At 75.6% G+C, this 15,443-nt stretch carries 13 protein-coding genes and 1 tRNA gene; 7 read left to right on the forward strand and 7 right to left on the reverse strand.

Annotation, left to right across the window (positions count from 1 at the left end; all coding sequences use genetic code 11):
- Positions 1-567 (reverse strand): TerD family protein (locus tag HCN56_RS16330; RefSeq protein ID WP_167971831.1); only part of this gene is annotated, 567 nt, incomplete at its 3' end.
- A 109-nt stretch (positions 568-676) separates the two neighbouring features.
- Between HCN56_RS16330 and HCN56_RS16335 the strand changes: the two genes are divergently transcribed.
- From HCN56_RS16335 to HCN56_RS16345, 3 genes are read left to right on the forward strand one after another with little or no spacing between them, the layout of a single operon-like run.
- Complete coding sequence (locus HCN56_RS16335; protein WP_167971833.1) at positions 677-1,837, forward strand: HpcH/HpaI aldolase/citrate lyase family protein; 1,161 nt, start codon at positions 677-679, stop codon at positions 1,835-1,837.
- Positions 1,834-4,404 (forward strand): phosphoribosyltransferase, encoded by a 2,571-nt coding sequence (locus HCN56_RS16340; RefSeq protein WP_167971835.1) that lies wholly within the window; start codon positions 1,834-1,836, stop codon positions 4,402-4,404. The genes HCN56_RS16335 and HCN56_RS16340 overlap by 4 nt, the downstream gene beginning before the upstream one ends.
- The gene (locus tag HCN56_RS16345) at positions 4,401-5,330 is read left to right on the forward strand and encodes an HAD family hydrolase (RefSeq protein ID WP_245246625.1); all 930 of its coding nucleotides are present in this window, start codon (positions 4,401-4,403) and stop codon (positions 5,328-5,330) included. Before HCN56_RS16340 ends, HCN56_RS16345 begins: the two co-directional genes overlap by 4 nt.
- Before the next feature lie 37 nt (positions 5,331-5,367).
- Here the strand turns inward: HCN56_RS16345 and HCN56_RS16350 are convergent, their stop codons facing one another.
- The 5 genes from HCN56_RS16350 to HCN56_RS27270 form a co-directional block, all read right to left on the reverse strand.
- A complete protein-coding gene (locus HCN56_RS16350; protein ID WP_167971836.1) occupies positions 5,368-6,060 on the reverse strand; it encodes a DUF4383 domain-containing protein in 693 nt (230 codons plus the stop codon).
- A gap of 70 nt (positions 6,061-6,130) precedes the next feature.
- Positions 6,131-6,367, reverse strand: coding sequence for an FmdB family zinc ribbon protein (locus HCN56_RS16355; RefSeq protein ID WP_167971838.1), 237 nt, complete (start codon positions 6,365-6,367; stop codon positions 6,131-6,133).
- Between the two features lie 78 nt (positions 6,368-6,445).
- Positions 6,446-7,831 carry a coiled-coil domain-containing protein gene (locus HCN56_RS16360; protein WP_245246626.1) on the reverse strand — a complete coding sequence of 462 codons (1,386 nt, stop codon included), beginning with the start codon at positions 7,829-7,831 and terminating at the stop codon, positions 6,446-6,448.
- A gap of 214 nt (positions 7,832-8,045) precedes the next feature.
- Positions 8,046-8,915 carry a DUF4097 family beta strand repeat-containing protein gene (locus HCN56_RS16365; RefSeq protein WP_167971842.1) on the reverse strand — a complete coding sequence of 290 codons (870 nt, stop codon included), beginning with the start codon at positions 8,913-8,915 and terminating at the stop codon, positions 8,046-8,048.
- Between the two features lie 244 nt (positions 8,916-9,159).
- The gene (locus tag HCN56_RS27270) at positions 9,160-9,936 is read right to left on the reverse strand and encodes a DUF4097 family beta strand repeat-containing protein (RefSeq protein ID WP_167971844.1); all 777 of its coding nucleotides are present in this window, start codon (positions 9,934-9,936) and stop codon (positions 9,160-9,162) included.
- A 235-nt stretch (positions 9,937-10,171) separates the two neighbouring features.
- Here HCN56_RS27270 and HCN56_RS16375 point away from each other — a divergent pair.
- Positions 10,172-10,243 (forward strand) — tRNA-Val (locus HCN56_RS16375).
- Positions 10,244-10,345: 102 nt separating this feature from the next.
- On the opposite strand, the gene HCN56_RS16380 is transcribed toward HCN56_RS16375, so the two are convergent.
- Complete coding sequence (locus HCN56_RS16380; RefSeq protein WP_167971846.1) at positions 10,346-10,981, reverse strand: DedA family protein; 636 nt, start codon at positions 10,979-10,981, stop codon at positions 10,346-10,348.
- Between the two features lie 280 nt (positions 10,982-11,261).
- On the opposite strand from HCN56_RS16380, the gene HCN56_RS25835 reads away from it, so the two are divergent.
- From HCN56_RS25835 to HCN56_RS16395, 3 genes are all read left to right on the forward strand, one after another.
- Positions 11,262-12,200, forward strand: a complete 939-nt coding sequence (locus HCN56_RS25835) for a hypothetical protein (protein ID WP_209312821.1) — start codon at positions 11,262-11,264, stop codon at positions 12,198-12,200.
- A gap of 108 nt (positions 12,201-12,308) precedes the next feature.
- Positions 12,309-14,438: an MDR family MFS transporter gene (locus tag HCN56_RS16390; RefSeq protein ID WP_167971847.1), complete on the forward strand. Its 2,130-nt coding sequence runs from the start codon at positions 12,309-12,311 to the stop codon at positions 14,436-14,438.
- Positions 14,439-14,687: 249 nt separating this feature from the next.
- Entirely contained in the window at positions 14,688-15,302 is a 615-nt protein-coding gene (locus HCN56_RS16395; protein WP_209312823.1) for an HAD-IA family hydrolase, read from the forward strand.
- Positions 15,303-15,443 lie beyond the last annotated feature (141 nt).

A 15,443-nucleotide genomic window follows, 5' to 3' on the forward strand; every position in this document is an offset into this window, starting at 1 on the left:
CGGCGGCCCGGTGGCGTCCGCCGCCGTCCGGTGGGCCGCCGCCAGCTCGGCCGGTCCGCCGGCCAGCCCCCGGCGCACGGCGCGGAACTCCCAGCCCGGGCCGTCGCGCCACAACTCGCCGCAGACCAGCGTGGTGTGGTCCTCGCCGCCGGAGGTGACCGGCCGTGCGGTCACCGGCAGGTCGTTCTCGACGTCCCAGAGCGTCAACTGCAGCGAGCCGCTCGCCCCGAAGGGGGCGCCGTCGGCGGAGACGGCGAGGATCACGCGCCGGACCGCCGCCGGCAGCAGCCCGGGGCGGAGCTCCACCGCGTCCATGACACCGTCGCGGTGCCGCCGCTTGGGCAGCCTGCGGACCCCGCCGGAGTCGTCGCCCGCCCGTTCCGGACCCACGGCGTCGCGCTCCGCGGCGAGCAGGCCGCGGGCGTCGAGCAGCAGCACACTGGTGTGCACGTCGGCCGGTCCCCGGTGCCCGCCCCGGCCCTCGGTCAGCGGCGACCAGTGGACGGCGGCCCGGACCACCGGGGGGCGTACGGGGAGGATCTGTCCCGCGTCGTACACATGCTTCATACCGAAGATCCTGCCTGCCGCCGCATGCCGGAAACAAAGCTGATCGTACGATTGACCGCTGAGTCTGTCCCGCGCACCGGTGGGACAGCGGGGTGCAAGGGACGACGGCATGCGGCACTACGGGCAGCTGGGAGCAGAGGAACGGCAGGCACTCTTCCATCGGGAGCCCGCCGACTTCGACCTCGACTCCGAGGTGCGCACGCTCGGTGTCGCGCTCGGCGCCACCCTCTACAGCCCCGCCACCCGCCCCCGTCTCGTGGCGGACATCCGCAAGCAGACCGCCCGCGGCGTCGTCTCCATGGTCCTCTGCCTGGAGGACTCCATCAGCGACGCCGAGGTCGCCGGCGGCGAGGCCAACCTGGTCCGGCAGCTGCGACGCCTCCACCGGGAGAGCCTCCCCGCGGAACTGCCGCTGCTGTTCGTGCGCGTCCGGCGCCCGGACCAGATCACCGACCTCACCGACCGGCTCGGCCCGGCCGTCCGGCTGCTCGCCGGCTTCGTCCTCCCCAAGTTCACGGCCGCCGGCGGTTACGACTACCTGGAGGCGGTCGTCGAGGCCGAGGCGCGCTGCGGGCGCCGGCTGCTGGCCATGCCGGTGCTGGAGTCCCCGGAGCTGATGCACCTGGAGACCCGCGCCGCCCGGCTCACCGACGCCGCCCGGCTGCTGGAGAAGTACCGCGAGCGCGTGCCCGCCCTGCGGATCGGCGTCACCGACTTCTGCTCCGTCTACGGCCTGCGCCGCACCCCCGACATGACGGTCTACGACGTCCATCCGGTCGCCTCGGTCATCGCGGACGTGGTCAACGTCTTCGGCCGGGCCGACGGCACCGGCTACACCATCAGCGGCCCGGTGTGGGAGTACTTCCGCACCCAGCCCCGCATGTTCCAGCCGCAGCTGCGCGCCAGTCCGTTCCGGGGCCGCGGCGACCTGCGGGAACGGCTCATCGAACACGACATGGACGGCCTGCTGCAGGAGATCGAGCTGGACCGCGCCAACGGGCTGCAGGGCAAGACCTGCATCCATCCCTCGCACGTCGCCGCCGTCCACGCCCTCTCCGTGGTGAGCCACGAGGAGTACTGCGACGCCGTCGACATCCTCGGCGCGGGGCCCAACGGCGGCGGCGTCCTGCGCTCCTCGTACACCAACAAGATGAACGAGGTGAAGCCGCACCGCAGCTGGGCCGCGCGGACCCTGCTGCGCTCGGAGGTCTTCGGCGTCGCCAAGGAAGGCGTCGACTACGTGGACCTGCTGGAGGCGGGCATCAGATGAACGACCGGAACGCACCCCACACCCCCGCGGGCGCCCCCGGCGAGGCAGGCACCGGCTGGGACGGGCACTGGGTCGCCCGCCGGCTCGGGGTCGCCCTGCACGGCGCCGAACTGCCCGCCCTGGTCGGCCTCGCCCTCCGCGAGAACCCGCGCCGCGCCCACCTCCTCGTCTCCCGCGTGCTCGGCAAGCACATCCCGCAGCGCCCCGGGCTGGTCCACGGCACCGGTGTGGAACTCGGCCGCCGGGCCCGCGCCCTGCTCGGCGCGGAGGCCGCCGACGCCGTCGTGCTGGGGTACGCCGAGACCGCGACCGGGCTGGGCCACAGCGTCGCCGACGGCCTGGGCGCCCGCTACCTGCACTCCACCCGGCGCGCGGTGGCCGGCGCCCACCACGCCGGTGGCTTCGAGGAGGAGCACAGCCACGCCACCTCGCACCTGCTGCTCCCCGAGGACCCCGACCTCCTCGCGGGCGGCGGGCCGCTGGTGCTGGTGGACGACGAACTCTCCACCGGCAGGACCGTCCGCAACACCCTGGCCGCGCTGCACCGCAGCGCCCCCCGATCCCGGTACGTGGTGGTCACCCTCTGCGACCTGCGGTCGGCCGAGGACGCCGCGACCCTGGAGAAGACCGCCGCCGACCTCGGTACCCGGGTGGACGTCGTCGCCCTCGGCCGCGGCACCGTGGCGCTGCCGGCGGACGTCCTCGCGCGCGGGCGCGCCCTGGTGGCCGAGCAGCGCGCCGCCGACGCCGACACCACCGCCGCCTCCGACGCCGCCGGGCCGCCGGCCGGGACGTCGCGGGCCGAGCCCCGTCGGGTCGAGCTGGGATGGCCCGTCGGGCTGCCCGACGGCGGGCGGCACGGCTTCACCCCGGCGCACCGCGCCCGACTGGAGGCCGCGCTCCCCGCGCTCGGCGCCCGTCTCGCCGCCACGCTGCCGCCCGGGGCCCGCCGCGTCCTGGTGCTCGGCACCGAGGAACTCATGTACGCCCCGCTGCGGCTGGCCGAAGCGCTCGACGCCGCCCTGCGCGACACCGCCCTGCGCGACCCCGCCCCGAGCAGCAGCGACGGCGACGCCGGGGACGGCGGCGGTGGCGCCCCTGCCGGCGGCGCAAGCCCCGTCGCCCCCCGCGAACCGGACGTCCGCTTCTCCTCCACCACCCGCTCCCCGGTCCTTCCGGTGGACGACCCCGGCTACGCCATCCGCAGCCGGCTCAGCTTCCCCGCCCACGACCTGCCGGCCGCCGGCCCCGACGCCGACGACCCCGGCGTCCGCCATGTCCACAACGTCGCCGGCGGCGGCTGGGACGCCGTGGTGGTGGTCACCGACACCACCGGCGACACCCCCGCCCTGCACGCCCCCGACGGACTGCTCGACGTACTCGCCCGCCACACGCCCGAACTCCGCCTCGCCGTCCTGCCCTCCCGCATTCCGCTACCCGCACCGCTGCGCGGCCCTGCCTTCTCCTCCTACCGCCCCGACGAGGTCGGCTGGCTCCTCCAGGACCTCTCCGACGTGGCGCTGGAGGCCCCCACCGAGGAGCGCGAGGAGGCCATCCAGCAGGGCGGTGCGCACTACGCCGAGTCCCTGCCGGTCGAGTACCAGCCGGGCGCGGAGTACCAGCGGCTGTTCCACACGGCGCTCGCGGACACCGCCGACCGGCTCGCCCAGGCGGTCGCCACCGTCACCGACACCGTGCTCGCCGAACGCACGCGGCCGGGCTCCGGCACCACACCGGTCCTCGTCTCCCTCGCCCGCGCCGGCACCCCCGTCGGCGTGCTGATGCGCCGCTGGGCCGCGTACGCCCACGGCCTGGACCTGCCGCACTACACCCTCTCCATCGTGCGCGGCCGGGGGATCGACACCACCGCGCTCCGCCGCCTGGCCGCCGACCACGACCCGGCCGACGTCGTCTTCGTCGACGGCTGGACCGGCAAGGGCGCCATCACGGGTGAACTGACCGCCGCGCTGGCCGACTTCCCCGGCTTCGACCCCTCGCTGGCGGTCCTCGCGGACCCGGGCGGCTGCGTCCGGACCTTCGGCACCCGCGACGACTTCCTCATCCCCTCCGCCTGCCTCAACTCCACCGTCTCCGGACTGGTCTCCCGCACCGTGCTCCGCGCCGACCTCGTCGGCCCCGACCAGTTCCACGGCGCGAAGTTCTACCGCGACCTGGCCGGTGCGGACGTCTCCGGACTCTTCCTCGACACCGTCGAGCAGCGGTTCGCCACCGCCCGGCCCGGCCCCATGGCCCCGGGCACCGACCGCGAGCCGCACTGGGCCGGGCTCGCCGCGGTGGAGCGCCTCAGCGAGGAGTACGGCATCCACGACGTCAACCTGGTCAAGCCCGGCGTCGGCGAGACCACCCGCGTGCTGCTGCGCCGGGTCCCCTGGCGGGTGATCGCCCGCCGCGACGCCGGCGAGGACATCGCGCACATCCTCCACCTCGCCCGGGCCCGCGAGGTGCCCGTCGAGTGGGCCGACGACCTGCCCTACCGCTGCGTCGGACTGATCCACCCGCGCTACACCAGGGGCGCCACCGGCGCCGACGGAAGGTCCACCGCATGACGCCGCCCGAGACCACGTCGCCCGTGTCGACCGCTCCCGAGGCGCCCCCGGCGGCGACCGCCGCCGGAACCGGCCCCGTGCTGTTCGCCAGCGACCTCGACCGCACCCTGGTCTACTCGGCGGCGGCACTCCACCTGACCGTGCCCGACGCCGAGGCGCCCCGGCTGCTCTGCGTCGAGGTCTACCGCTCCGCCCCGCTCTCCTACCTCACCGAGACCGCTGCCGCGGTGCTCGCCGACCTCGCCGCCCTCCCCGCCCACCATGCCCGGTTCGTGCCGGTCACCACCCGTACCCCCGAGCAGTACCGCCGCATGCGGCTGCCCGGCCCCGCGCCCACCTTGGCGATCTGCGCCAACGGCGGCCGACTGCTTGTCGACGGGGAGCCCGACCCGGAGTGGGACGAGACCGTCGCCGACCGCCTCGCGGCGGACTGCGCGCCGCTGGCGGAGGTCCGCGAACGGCTGCGCGCCACCGCCGACCCCGCATGGCTGCTGAAGGAGCGCGTTGCCGAGGACCTCTTCTGCTACCTGGTGGTCGACCGCGAACGGTTTCCCGCCGCCTGGGCCGACGACCTCGCCGCCTGGGCGGGGGAGCGCGGCTGGACCGTCTCGGTGCAGGGACGGAAGGTGTACGCCGTACCCCGCCCGCTGACGAAGAGCGCCGCCCTCGCCGAGGTCGTCCGCCGCACCGGCGCCGAACGGGTGCTCGCCGCCGGCGACTCGCTGCTCGACGCCGACCTGCTGGCGGCGGCCGACCGCGGCTGGCGGCCCGGCCACGGCGAACTCGCCGACACCGGCTGGCACGCCCCGCACGTCACCTCGCTGACCACCCGCGGCGTGCACGCCGGTGAGGAGATCGTCACCGCCGCCCTCGCGGAGATCCGGGGCCGCACCACCACCGCGCGCCGCACCTCGCCACGCCGATAGGGCCCGGCCCCGGGGCGGCCGGGGACGGCGGGGGACGTCAGTCGCGGCCCGGGCCGCGCCGCTCCGCGCCGGTGGCCGATCCCGTGCCGGGATGGGCCACGCTCGGACCCGGCGTGCTGCCGCCGGTGCCCCGGCCGGCGCGGTCCTCCAGCGCCCGCCTGCTCAGCCCGGTCGCGGCGTCCTCGGGGGCCGCGTCGGGGTGGCGCGCCCGCCAGTACGGGTTGTCCCGCGGCAGCCTTCCCGCCACCCGGCCGTACATCCCGAAGACCAGCAGCAGCAGCCCGGCGACGAAGCTGAACAGCACGTTCTGGATGCGGAAGTTCAGGATGTTCAGCCCGGTCTCCAGCACCGCCAGGTTGATGAACCCGCTGACCAGGAACAGCGTGCCGACCACGATGTTGAGCGTGGAGGCGAAGTTGCCGCCCCGCAGCGCCCCGGAGAAGAGCACCACCCCGAAGAAGATCGAGACCAGGCTCAGTGCGCCGTTGGTGTTGAGCCCCAGCACCGAACTGTCCTCGGTGGTGAAGACGCCGAGCCTGCGAACCAGCCCCAGCACCCCGAAGACCACCAGCCCCGTCCCGATCACCCCGGCGCCGACACGGTAGACCGTGCTCAACCGGTGGTCGACCGGCAACTCCTCGTTGAACTGGGCGCCGGTGCGACGCAGCAGGTTGTGCACCGCGCCGCGGCGCGCGTGCCTGGGGCCGTGCACGGCCGGGGTCGTCGACATGTCCGGGACCTCCTCGGAAGGGCGGACGAAACCGCCCGCACTCCCAGAATCCCGGCACCGCCGCGACCTCTCAACCGCAGCAGCCGCCCCCGCAGCACCCGCCACCGCCCGACGGCGCCGGCGCGGGCCCACCCGCGGCCGGCCCGGCGGAGCCGCGGGCGCCGCCCCCGAGAGCCACCGTGGACAGCAGCTTCACGGAGTCGGTGTGCCCCTGCGGACAGGTGGCCGGGTCACCCGACCGGGCCATCGGGCGGGACATCTCGAACTGGTCGCCGCAGCCGCGGCAGCGGTACTCGTAACGGGGCATGGCCGCAGCCTACTGCGCCGCCCCGGCCACCCGTCCGGCCGCCGCAGCTCCGTCGCCGCAGCTCCGCCATCGCGGTGCTCAGCGCCCGTTGCGGATGTTCTCCACGACGGCGCCGACCATGTCGCGCACCGCCTTCGTCTCCACCAGGAACATCCAGTAGTCCGGGTTGCGGCCGCCGCCCTCCAGCGCCGCCACCGCACGGTCCAGCCGCTCCACGGCCTCGTCCAGCGGCCTCGCGTGCCGCTCCTCCGGCACGCTGCGGCCCGACATCGCCATCCGCTGCCCGTCCCGCACCGCGAACCGGGTCTTCTCGATCTCCTTGCTCGGGTCGAACGACACCTCGTTCAGCCGCCGCAGCCGGTCCCCGGCCGCCGACACCGCGGTGTCGGTCCGCGCCAGCAGCTCCTGGGTCTCCGTCAGCCGGGCGCCGACGTCCTCCCACCGCTGCTCGTCACGGGCGCGCTGCGCGTCCGCCAGCGTCCGCTCCGCCCGCCGTACCGACTCGGCCGCCTCCTGCGGCACCCGCTGGAGATCCTGCCAGCAGGCGGCGGAGAACCGACGGCGCAGCTCGGACAGGACCGGATTCACCTTCTCCGCACGGGTGGCGATGGCCTGCGCGCGGGTCCGCAGCGACGTCAGCCGCCGGTCGGTCTCCGCCGCGCGCTGCGGCAGCCGTTCGGCCTGCGCGGTGATCTCGTCGGCCCGCCGCCGCACGTCCTCCGCCCGCCGGACGGTGGGCTGCACCCCGTGCTGCGCCGCCCCCTCGTTGAGCAGCCGCAACTCCGGCCCCAGCTGGGCCAGGGAGAGCGCCAGGTCGTCGGCTTCGAGCCGCGCGGCGCGCACCGCGTCCAGCGCCTGGGTCGCGCCGAGCAGCGACCGCTTGGCCGCCTCCACCGCGGGGGCCACCTGCCGCAGCTGGTTCTCCGCCTTCTCCAGCATCGGCCCCAGGCCGTGCCCGAACCGCTCCAGGTCGACCTTGGCCTGGACGAGGTGGTCCCGCATCCGGCCGAAGTCGTGCCGGGCGCGGGAGGAGGTCGACGCGTCCAACTGCGGATCGTCGAGGTCGAACGCGTCCACCAGCTGGATGTAGTCGTGGCTGACCTGGTCGATGCGCCCGCCGAACTCGGTGAAGTCGACACCGACCCGGCGCGCCTGCTGCGAGTCGTCGGAGGCGGTGATGGTCTCCACGGTGATCCGCAGCTCGCGCTGGGCGGTGTCCAGGTCGTAGAACGCCTCCGCCGCCGCGTCGCGCGCCTGCTGGGCCTCCAGCCGCAGCTCCTCGGCCCGTGCCCGCCCCCAGCGGCGGGTGCCGCCGCCGGTGAAGGCGCCGGGGGCGGTGAGGACGGCGACCGCCAGTAGCGGCAACGGCAGGACGACTCGCAGTGCCAACTCCGTTGCGGTGCCTCTCACCCTCACGTGGTCCCTCTCCCCGCCGGTCCGGTGCGACGCCGTCCATTGTCCCATCCCGCCCCCGGAAGGACGCAGGGGCGGGAGGGGACGGGAAACAGGGGAGAACTGCGCGCGGTCGGGGCGCGGGGTCCGGATCTCACGGCGGGCGGCGACGCCCGGCGTCGGGCCCCGGCGGCGCCGCCGCTCTGCGCGGGGGCGGACTGCGTCGCGCCGCCGTCCGGCGCGCCCCGCGACGCGTCCCGGCCCCGCGCGGCGCGCGTCGGCCGCCTCAGGCGTCGCCCTCCGTGGCGTCGTGCTCGGCGGGGACGCCGCGGAGGGTGATCTCGCCGTCGTGGGTGCGGACCCCGACGCGGTGCTCCTCGCCGCCGGTCTCCACGTCGATGTCCAGCGGGCCCTGGTGGGTCTCCGTCTCCACCAGGTAGGCCGCGTCATCCGGCAGTTCCAGCCGCACCGCGCCGTTGTGCGTGGCGGCCTCCAGCGACTGGGGCGCCACGGCGGAGGCCAGGGTGATCGCACCGTCGTGCGACTCCAACCGGATCTCCTCCGAGGTGACGTCCGAGGCGGTGATCGCCCCGTTGTGGCTGCGGAGCGTCAGAGCCCCGGAGACGTCGGAGACATCGATGGGCCCGTCGAGGGTGGTCAGCTCCAGTGCGCCGCCCAACCCGGTCGCGGTGACCGTGCCGTTGTGGCCCTCCAACCGCACCGGGAGACCCGCGGGCACCGCGATCTCGTGGCGCCGCGCACAGACCGGCCGGCCCTCCTCGCCGCAGTCCTCGCGCAGCGTCAGGTGCCGGCCGTTCTCGTCGACGTCCCACAGGTCGCCGGCGGCGGGGTCACCGCTCTCACCGCGGCCGTACCAGCCCTCGTCGTCCGCCTCCCCGTCCGCCCCGGGGTGGCCGCTGACCCGGACCCGGCCGTCGAGGGAGTCGTCGACCACCAGGTGCACGTCGCCGTCGTGCGCGTCTATCCGCAGGCCCTCCCGGTCGACCGCGAAGCTGCTGCGCCCCTCCTCCCAGGGCCCCGCGGCTGCCGCCGACCCGCTTCCGGAGCTGCAGGACGAGACGGCGAGCCCCACCAGCAGGAACCCGCTGACGCAGAACATCAGACGGGGGGCGGTGCGGCTGGCGGGGGTGGCCATGTGGATCTCCTGCGGGCCTCGGCGCCGTGCGGCCGGCGCGGGGCGCGGCGCGAGCGGCTGACGGTCGGGACGTGACGGGGGCGGCCTCGGCGGACGCCCCTCACCGGGGGCGGGACGCCCCCGCGCCACCGCCTGCCCCGCCCCGGCCCGAGGATGCGCCGCCCACCTCGGGGACGGCGGGAACCCGGCCGTCGACGACGGGATTCGGCCGCTTCGGTCGGCCCGCGGCCGGTCCCGGGAGCCGTCACCCGTCGTGGGGCACGACCTCGACGCTGCCGTTGCGGGTGCGGACCGAGATCAGGTGGTCCGCGCCGTCCTCGTCGACGGAACTCTCCACCGCTCCGTTGCGGCTCTCGCTCTCCACCCTGTACGCCGTGCCGCCGGGCACCTCGACCCGGGCGCTGCCGTTGTGGGTCACCGCCTCCAGCAGTTCCGGGGCCCGGGCCGTGTGCAGGTCGATGCTGCCGTTGCGGGTGTGGGCGCGCACCTCGGCGGCGGTGAGGCCGGAGGCGTCGATGGTGCCGTTCCGGCTGTGCAGCGACACCGGGCCGGCGACGTCCGCCACGGTGATGGTGCCGTTGCGCGTGGTCAGGTGGAGCGAGGAGGTCAGGCTCTCGGCGGCCAACGCCCCGTTCCGGCCCTCGACCCGGACGTCCATCGTCTCGGGCACGGCGACCTCGTGCCTGGCGGAACAGCGGGTGACCACCCCCGAGCAGTCGGCCCGGAACGTCAACCTGCCCCCGTCGTCCATCTCCCACTCCACCGAGGCGTCGGAGGCGACGGCGGTCGCGTCGAACCAGCGCGTCACCAGCACCTCGCCCTCCAGCGACGCGTCGGCCAGGACCGTCACGTCGGTGTTCCCCGAATCGACGACGAGTTCCGTGGTGCCGACGGTGAACGTCCGCTGCTCCCCGTCGACCGAGACGTGGTGCGCGGTGCAGCCGGTCAGCGACAGGGCCGCCAGCAGCAGCCCGGCCAGCGACAGCGGCGCCGCGGCGGACAGCAAGGGGCGTCGGGGCACGGGACCTCCCGGTCTCGGGGCGCGGCTCCCCGCGTACCGGCTCCGGGCGCCGCGCGATCGGCTGCGGCGCCACCGGTCCCGGCACCGCTGGGAACTGACGGACGGTGGGACTCGTCGGCAAGGACGCGCCCCGCCCGCCGAGGGTTGCCCGGCGAGGGTCGGCCGGGCGCGGTGGGCGGGCCGTCGCCGGTGGTTGCCCCGCACCGGTACCGGCCGGGTAAGGTGTGGGTTTCCCGGGCGCATAGCTCAGCGGTAGAGCGCTTCCCTTACAAGGAAGATGTCACAGGTTCGATCCCTGTTGTGCCCACCGGTCTCGACGCCGGGTCCGTTCCGCGGGCCCGGCGTCGTCGTGTTCGGGGCCGCCGCCCGGCCGGGGCGCGGGGTCGCGGCCTCGGGGCGTCGTCCCGCGTCAGACCGCGCGGGCCGGGGTGGGGCGCCGCAGGAGGTAGGCGGCGCCGGCGCCGGCGCCGATCAGTGCGAGCAGCGACAGCGCGGTGCTGATCCACCCGGCGCCCAGCACCTGCGCGCCCAGCCAGCCCAGCCCGACGCTGTAGGCGGTCCAGACGACGGCCGCCAGCGCGGACCACGGCAGGAAGTCGCGGGTGCGCCGCTGGGACGCCCCGGCGCCCAGGCTCACCACCGCCCGGCCCGCCGGCGCGAACCGTGCGAGGACGACCAGCGCGCCACCGCCGCGCGCCAGCGCGCTGCCGATGCGGTGCTGCGCGGTGGAGAGGCGCCGGGAGCGTGCGATGACGTGGTCGAACCGCCGCCCGCCGCGCCGCGCGAGGCGGTAGGCGAACAGGTCCCCGGCCACCGACGCGGAGCAGGCGCACAGGACCAGGACGAAGAGTTCCGGGAGGTGGCTGCCGGGCATCGGCGCGGGGAATCCCGCGGTTCCGGCGGCCGTGCCCGCGGCGAGGGTCGCGGCGGTGACGACGACGGCGCCACTGGGGAGGACCGGCACGAACACGTCCAGCAGGACGGTGGCCATCACGATCACGTAGATCCATGGCGCGTAGAGCAGGACACCCAGGGTTTCCACCATCCAGTGCGTCCTGTCCCGGCCGGGAAGGCCGTGCTGTGCCCCGGTACGGCAACCGGGGAAGTGACGCCCCACGCCCCGTACTGATGTTCCGTCCGACGACGGGGGTAGGCGGAACCACACCCCCGTTCAGCCATACAGCGTACGCGTGCGCACCCCGCAGAGTGCATAGGGGTGCGCCACGGGCTTGTCGTGCCCCGCGGCGGGGGCAGGCTGGGACGGCGGTGCGGCGTCGCCGGACCGGTGGTCCGAACGAGAGGCGTGGGTTGTGCGAGGCGTAGCGGTGCGGACGGGAACGGCGGTGGCCGCGGCTCTGGCGGCGGTGGTCACGGCAGGCGGCGGCGCGGCGGCGCAACCGCCCGCCGACGCGGCGGCCGAGTCCGACGAACGGAACGAGAGCTACCGGCTGCGCGCCTGGGCGATGTTCAGCTCGCCGGACGAGGACCCGCCGGCGGCGGCCGTCACCTACGACCCGTCGCTGGTGCCGCAGGGCGCCCGTGTCGAGGTCGAACAGCGTGTCGCGGACGGCCGCACCACCATCACGCTGGGCGTCTCGGGGGTGCGGCCGGGCCATACCTTCGGCGCCCACGTCCACACCGACGCCTGCGGCGCGCGGCCCGCGGACTCGGGCCCCCACTACCGGAACATCGAGGGTGACGACCCCGCGCTGGCCAACCCGGCGAACGAGGTGTGGCTCGACGTCACCGCGGACGGACGGGGCGCGGGGCGTTCCACCGCCGTGCAGGAGTGGACCTTCCGGCCCGGCGAGGCCGCCTCGGTCGTCCTGCACGAGCACGCGACCTCCGACGGCCACGCGGGGCACGGCGCCCCCGGGGAGGCGGGCGACCGGGTCGCCTGCGTCACGGTGCCGTTCGGCAAGCTCACGGCGGCGGACCGCCCTGCCGGCGCCGGCCAGGGCGGCGCGGCCGCCCAGGCGACGCCCGTGTCCGGTGCCGCCACGGAGCAGGCGGGGGCTGCGGCGGAGAACGGACCGGCCCCGGCCGCGGAGCCGGCCCGCACCGGGCACGCCGAGCACGCCCCGGCCGTCGCGCCGGGGGAGTCGGCGGCCCCTGCCGCGACGCGGGCGCCCACGTCGCCCGGGGGTGGCCACGGCCGGGGCGCGGCCGTCATCGGCCGGGACGGCGCGTTGCCCAGCGGCCCGGTCTCCCAGCGGGCGCCCGCCGGTGAGACGGTGCGGGAGGCGCGCCCGCTCAACCACTGATCCGGCGGCCGCCGGGAGGCCGTTTCGCCCGGTTGGGGCCACGATGGTGGGTGATGTCCGTGCAGGGTGCGGCGGCCGAGCCGTGCCCGCCCGCTCGGGAGGAGCCCCATGGCCACGGAGCCGGCGTCCGAGGTGGAGGACGAGCCGCAGCGGGAGGCGCACCGCGGCAGGCTGTGGATCTCGATGGGCGCCCTCATGCTCGGCCTGTTCCTCGCCGCGCTCGACCAGACCATCGTCGCCACGGCCCTGCCCACCATCGTCAGCGACCTCGGCGGTATCGACCACCTCTCCTGGGTGGTGACCGCGTACCTGCTCGCCTCCACGGCCGGTACCCCGCTGTGGGGGAAGCTCGGCGACCTCTACGGGCGCAAGCGGCTCTTCCAGATCGCCGTCGTCATCTTCCTCGTCGGGTCGATGCTCTGCGGAGCCGCCCGCAACATGCCCGAGCTGATCGGGTTCCGCTTCCTGCAGGGGCTGGGCGGCGGCGGACTGATCGTGCTGTCGATGGCGATGGTGGGCGACCTCGTCCCGCCCCGGGAACGCGGCCGGTACCAGGGCCTCTTCGGAGCGGTCTTCGGGACGACCAGCGTGCTCGGGCCGCTGCTCGGCGGGCTGTTCGTGGACCACCTGAGCTGGCGGTGGGTCTTCTACATCAACCTGCCGTTCGGCATCCTCGCCCTGGTGGTCATCGCGGCCGTGCTCCACCTGCCGGTGCGCCGGGAGCGGCACACCATCGACTACGCCGGCACCGGGCTGATCGCGGGTGTCGCGGCGGGGCTGGTGCTGATCGCCTCGCTCGGCGGCACCACCTGGCCCTGGCTCTCCTGGCAGACGTTCGCCCTCGCCGCCGCCACGCTGGTGGCGCTGGCGCTCTTCGTCCGGGTCGAGCGGCGGGCGGCCGAACCGGTGCTGCCGCTGTCGCTGTTCTCCGTGCGGACCTTCACGCTGTGCTGCTGCATCGCCTTCATCGTCGGGTTCGCCATGTTCGGGGCGATGACCTACCTGCCGACCTTCCTGCAGGTGGTCCACGGGGTGAGCCCCACCTCCTCCGGTGTCCACATGCTGCCGATGGTGGCGGGGATCTTCGTCACCTCGACGCTCTCGGGCCAGATCATCACCCGCACCGGTCACTGGAAGGTCTTCCCGGTGCTCGGCACCGCCGTCACCGCGCTCGGCCTGGTGCTGCTGCACACCCTGGGCCGGGAGACCGGCACGCTGCGGATGAGCCTCACCTTCGCGGTCTTCGGCATGGGGCTCGGCATGGTGCTGCAGGTCCTGGTGCTGGCGGTGCAGAACGCCGTCCGCTACCGCAACCTCGGCGTCGCCACCTCGGGCGTCACCTTCTTCCGCACGGTCGGGGCCGCCTTCGGCGTCGCCGTCTTCGGCGCGATCTTCGCGCGGCTGCTGGGCGACAACCTGCGCACCGAGCTGGCGGGCGCCTCGCTGCCCGGCGGTGTCAGCGTGGACTCGCTGCTGCACGACCCGCGCGGGGTGGCGCAGCTGAGCGGCGATGCGCGGACCGGGGTGCTGTCGGCCTACTCGGACGCGATCACGGCGGTCTTCCTGTACGCGGTGCCGGTGGTGCTGCTCGGCCACCTGCTGGCGTGGCTGCTCCGGCCCGACCCGCTGCGCGGCAGCGTGCGGGCGCCGGAAGGAAGCCAGACCGTGGGCACCACCGCCGTCGAGCGCTCCTCCCGTGAGGAGGTCGCGCGGGCGCTGTCGGCGCTGGCCGGCCGCTCGGGCCGCCGCGACCTCTACCGTTCCATCGGGGTGACCGCCGGCGCGGACCTGACGCCGGCGGCGTGCTGGCTGCTGCTGCGCGTCAACCGGTACGGCTTCGTCGAGCCGGGCCCGCTGCCCGCCCGGACGGCGCTGCCTCCCGAGGTCGTCGACGGGGCGGTGCGCGAGCTGGAGCAGCGCGATCTTCTGGTGCGCACCGGCGACGGCGCGGCGCTGGAGGCGACGGTGAAGGGCAGGGTGGTCACCTCGCGGCTGCTGGCCGCGCGGGACGAGGAGCTGTCGGGGATGCTGGGCGACTGGTGGACGCCGGACCGGCCGCAGGACCTGGCGCAGCTGGTCCGCGACCTGAGTACCGAGTTCGGCGGGTCGAGCGCGGAGTGGCATCGCTGCGACGGGCGGGCCGCCACCGAAGGGGAGCCCGCGGCGAGCGGAGGCCGCCCGGCTCCGGGGCCCGGCGGCGGTCGGGGGAGCGGCGCCCCGGGTACGGGGGGCGGCTGACGGCGCGCGGGCGGGGTCGGCGGGTGCGCGACGCCCCGCGTGCACCGGGAGTTCATCCCCGGGGGTGGCATCACGGGCGCCTGTTTTGTATCGTGACGATACAAAGTGGTTCCGCCCGTCCCCGACCGTTCGGGCGGGACCGCTCTGGTCCGCTTCCTTCTCCCCGCCCCCGAACACCAGGAGCCCGCCCACGTGACCGCTGCGCACCCGGCGACCCAGGAACTGACCGCACGTGCCCTCCTGCTCGACATGGACGGCACCCTCGTCAACTCCGACGCCGTGGTGGAGCGGGTCTGGCGGCGTTGGGCCGCCCGGCAGGGCATGGACGGCGACGCCGTCCTCTCCGTGGTCCACGGCCGCCAGGGCCACGCCACCATGGCAGAGCTGCTGCCCGAGAGGCCCGCCGAGGTCAACCACGCCGAGAACCAGGCGCTGCTGGCCGAGGAGAAGGCCGACATGGCGGGCGTCGTGCCGATCCCCGGCGCGGCCGAGTTCCTCGCCGCGATCGCCGGTGTCCCGCACGCCCTGGTCACCTCGGCCGACCTGCAGCTCGCCACCGCGCGGATGGCCGCCGCCGGGCTGCGCTTCCCCTCGCCCCGGCTCACTGCCGAGTCGGTCAGCGCCAGCAAGCCCGACCCGGAGGGCTTCCTCAAGGGCGCGGCCGAGCTGGGCATGGACCCCGCCGACTGCGTCGTCCTGGAGGACTCCGGCGCGGGCATCGCCGCCGCCCGCGGCGCCGGCATGCGGGTGCTCGGGATCGGCCCCCGAGCGCTGGCCCACGCCCCCGACCTCGCTGTCCCGGACCTCACCGCGGTGACCGTGACGGTGCTGCCCGACGGCGGCGTCCGGCTCACCCGGGTCTGACCCGACCGTCCCACCCGCTGCGCTCTCCCGTCCGAGGGCCGAAGCCCGCATGCCGTCCGGAAGCCGGCGGTCGCTGCCCGACTGACGCCCGTCGGGCCGCGGACGCCCGCAGCCCGACGGGCGCCCGCGGCGGTGCCGAGC

Source organism: Streptomyces lonarensis (assembly GCF_012033735.1).
GTDB classification, from domain to species: domain Bacteria; phylum Actinomycetota; class Actinomycetes; order Streptomycetales; family Streptomycetaceae; genus Streptomyces; species Streptomyces lonarensis.

What these genes read in the sequence shown, in the direction of transcription:
- HCN56_RS16335 (WP_167971833.1), top strand. Translation starts at nt 677, where the DNA reads ATGCGGCACTACGGGCAGCTGGGAGCAGAGGAACGGCAGGCACTCTTC.
- HCN56_RS16395 (WP_209312823.1), top strand. Translation starts at nt 14,688, where the DNA reads ATGGACGGCACCCTCGTCAACTCCGACGCCGTGGTGGAGCGGGTCTGG.
- HCN56_RS16340 (WP_167971835.1), top strand. Translation starts at nt 1,834, where the DNA reads ATGAACGACCGGAACGCACCCCACACCCCCGCGGGCGCCCCCGGCGAG.
- HCN56_RS16390 (WP_167971847.1), top strand. Translation starts at nt 12,309, where the DNA reads ATGGCCACGGAGCCGGCGTCCGAGGTGGAGGACGAGCCGCAGCGGGAG.
- HCN56_RS16360 (WP_245246626.1), bottom strand. Translation starts at nt 7,831, where the DNA reads ATGGGACAATGGACGGCGTCGCACCGGACCGGCGGGGAGAGGGACCAC.
- HCN56_RS16380 (WP_167971846.1), bottom strand. Translation starts at nt 10,981, where the DNA reads ATGGTGGAAACCCTGGGTGTCCTGCTCTACGCGCCATGGATCTACGTG.
- HCN56_RS16345 (WP_245246625.1), top strand. Translation starts at nt 4,401, where the DNA reads ATGACGCCGCCCGAGACCACGTCGCCCGTGTCGACCGCTCCCGAGGCG.
- HCN56_RS16365 (WP_167971842.1), bottom strand. Translation starts at nt 8,915, where the DNA reads ATGGCCACCCCCGCCAGCCGCACCGCCCCCCGTCTGATGTTCTGCGTC.
- HCN56_RS16355 (WP_167971838.1), bottom strand. Translation starts at nt 6,367, where the DNA reads ATGCCCCGTTACGAGTACCGCTGCCGCGGCTGCGGCGACCAGTTCGAG.
- HCN56_RS16350 (WP_167971836.1), bottom strand. Translation starts at nt 6,060, where the DNA reads ATGTCGACGACCCCGGCCGTGCACGGCCCCAGGCACGCGCGCCGCGGC.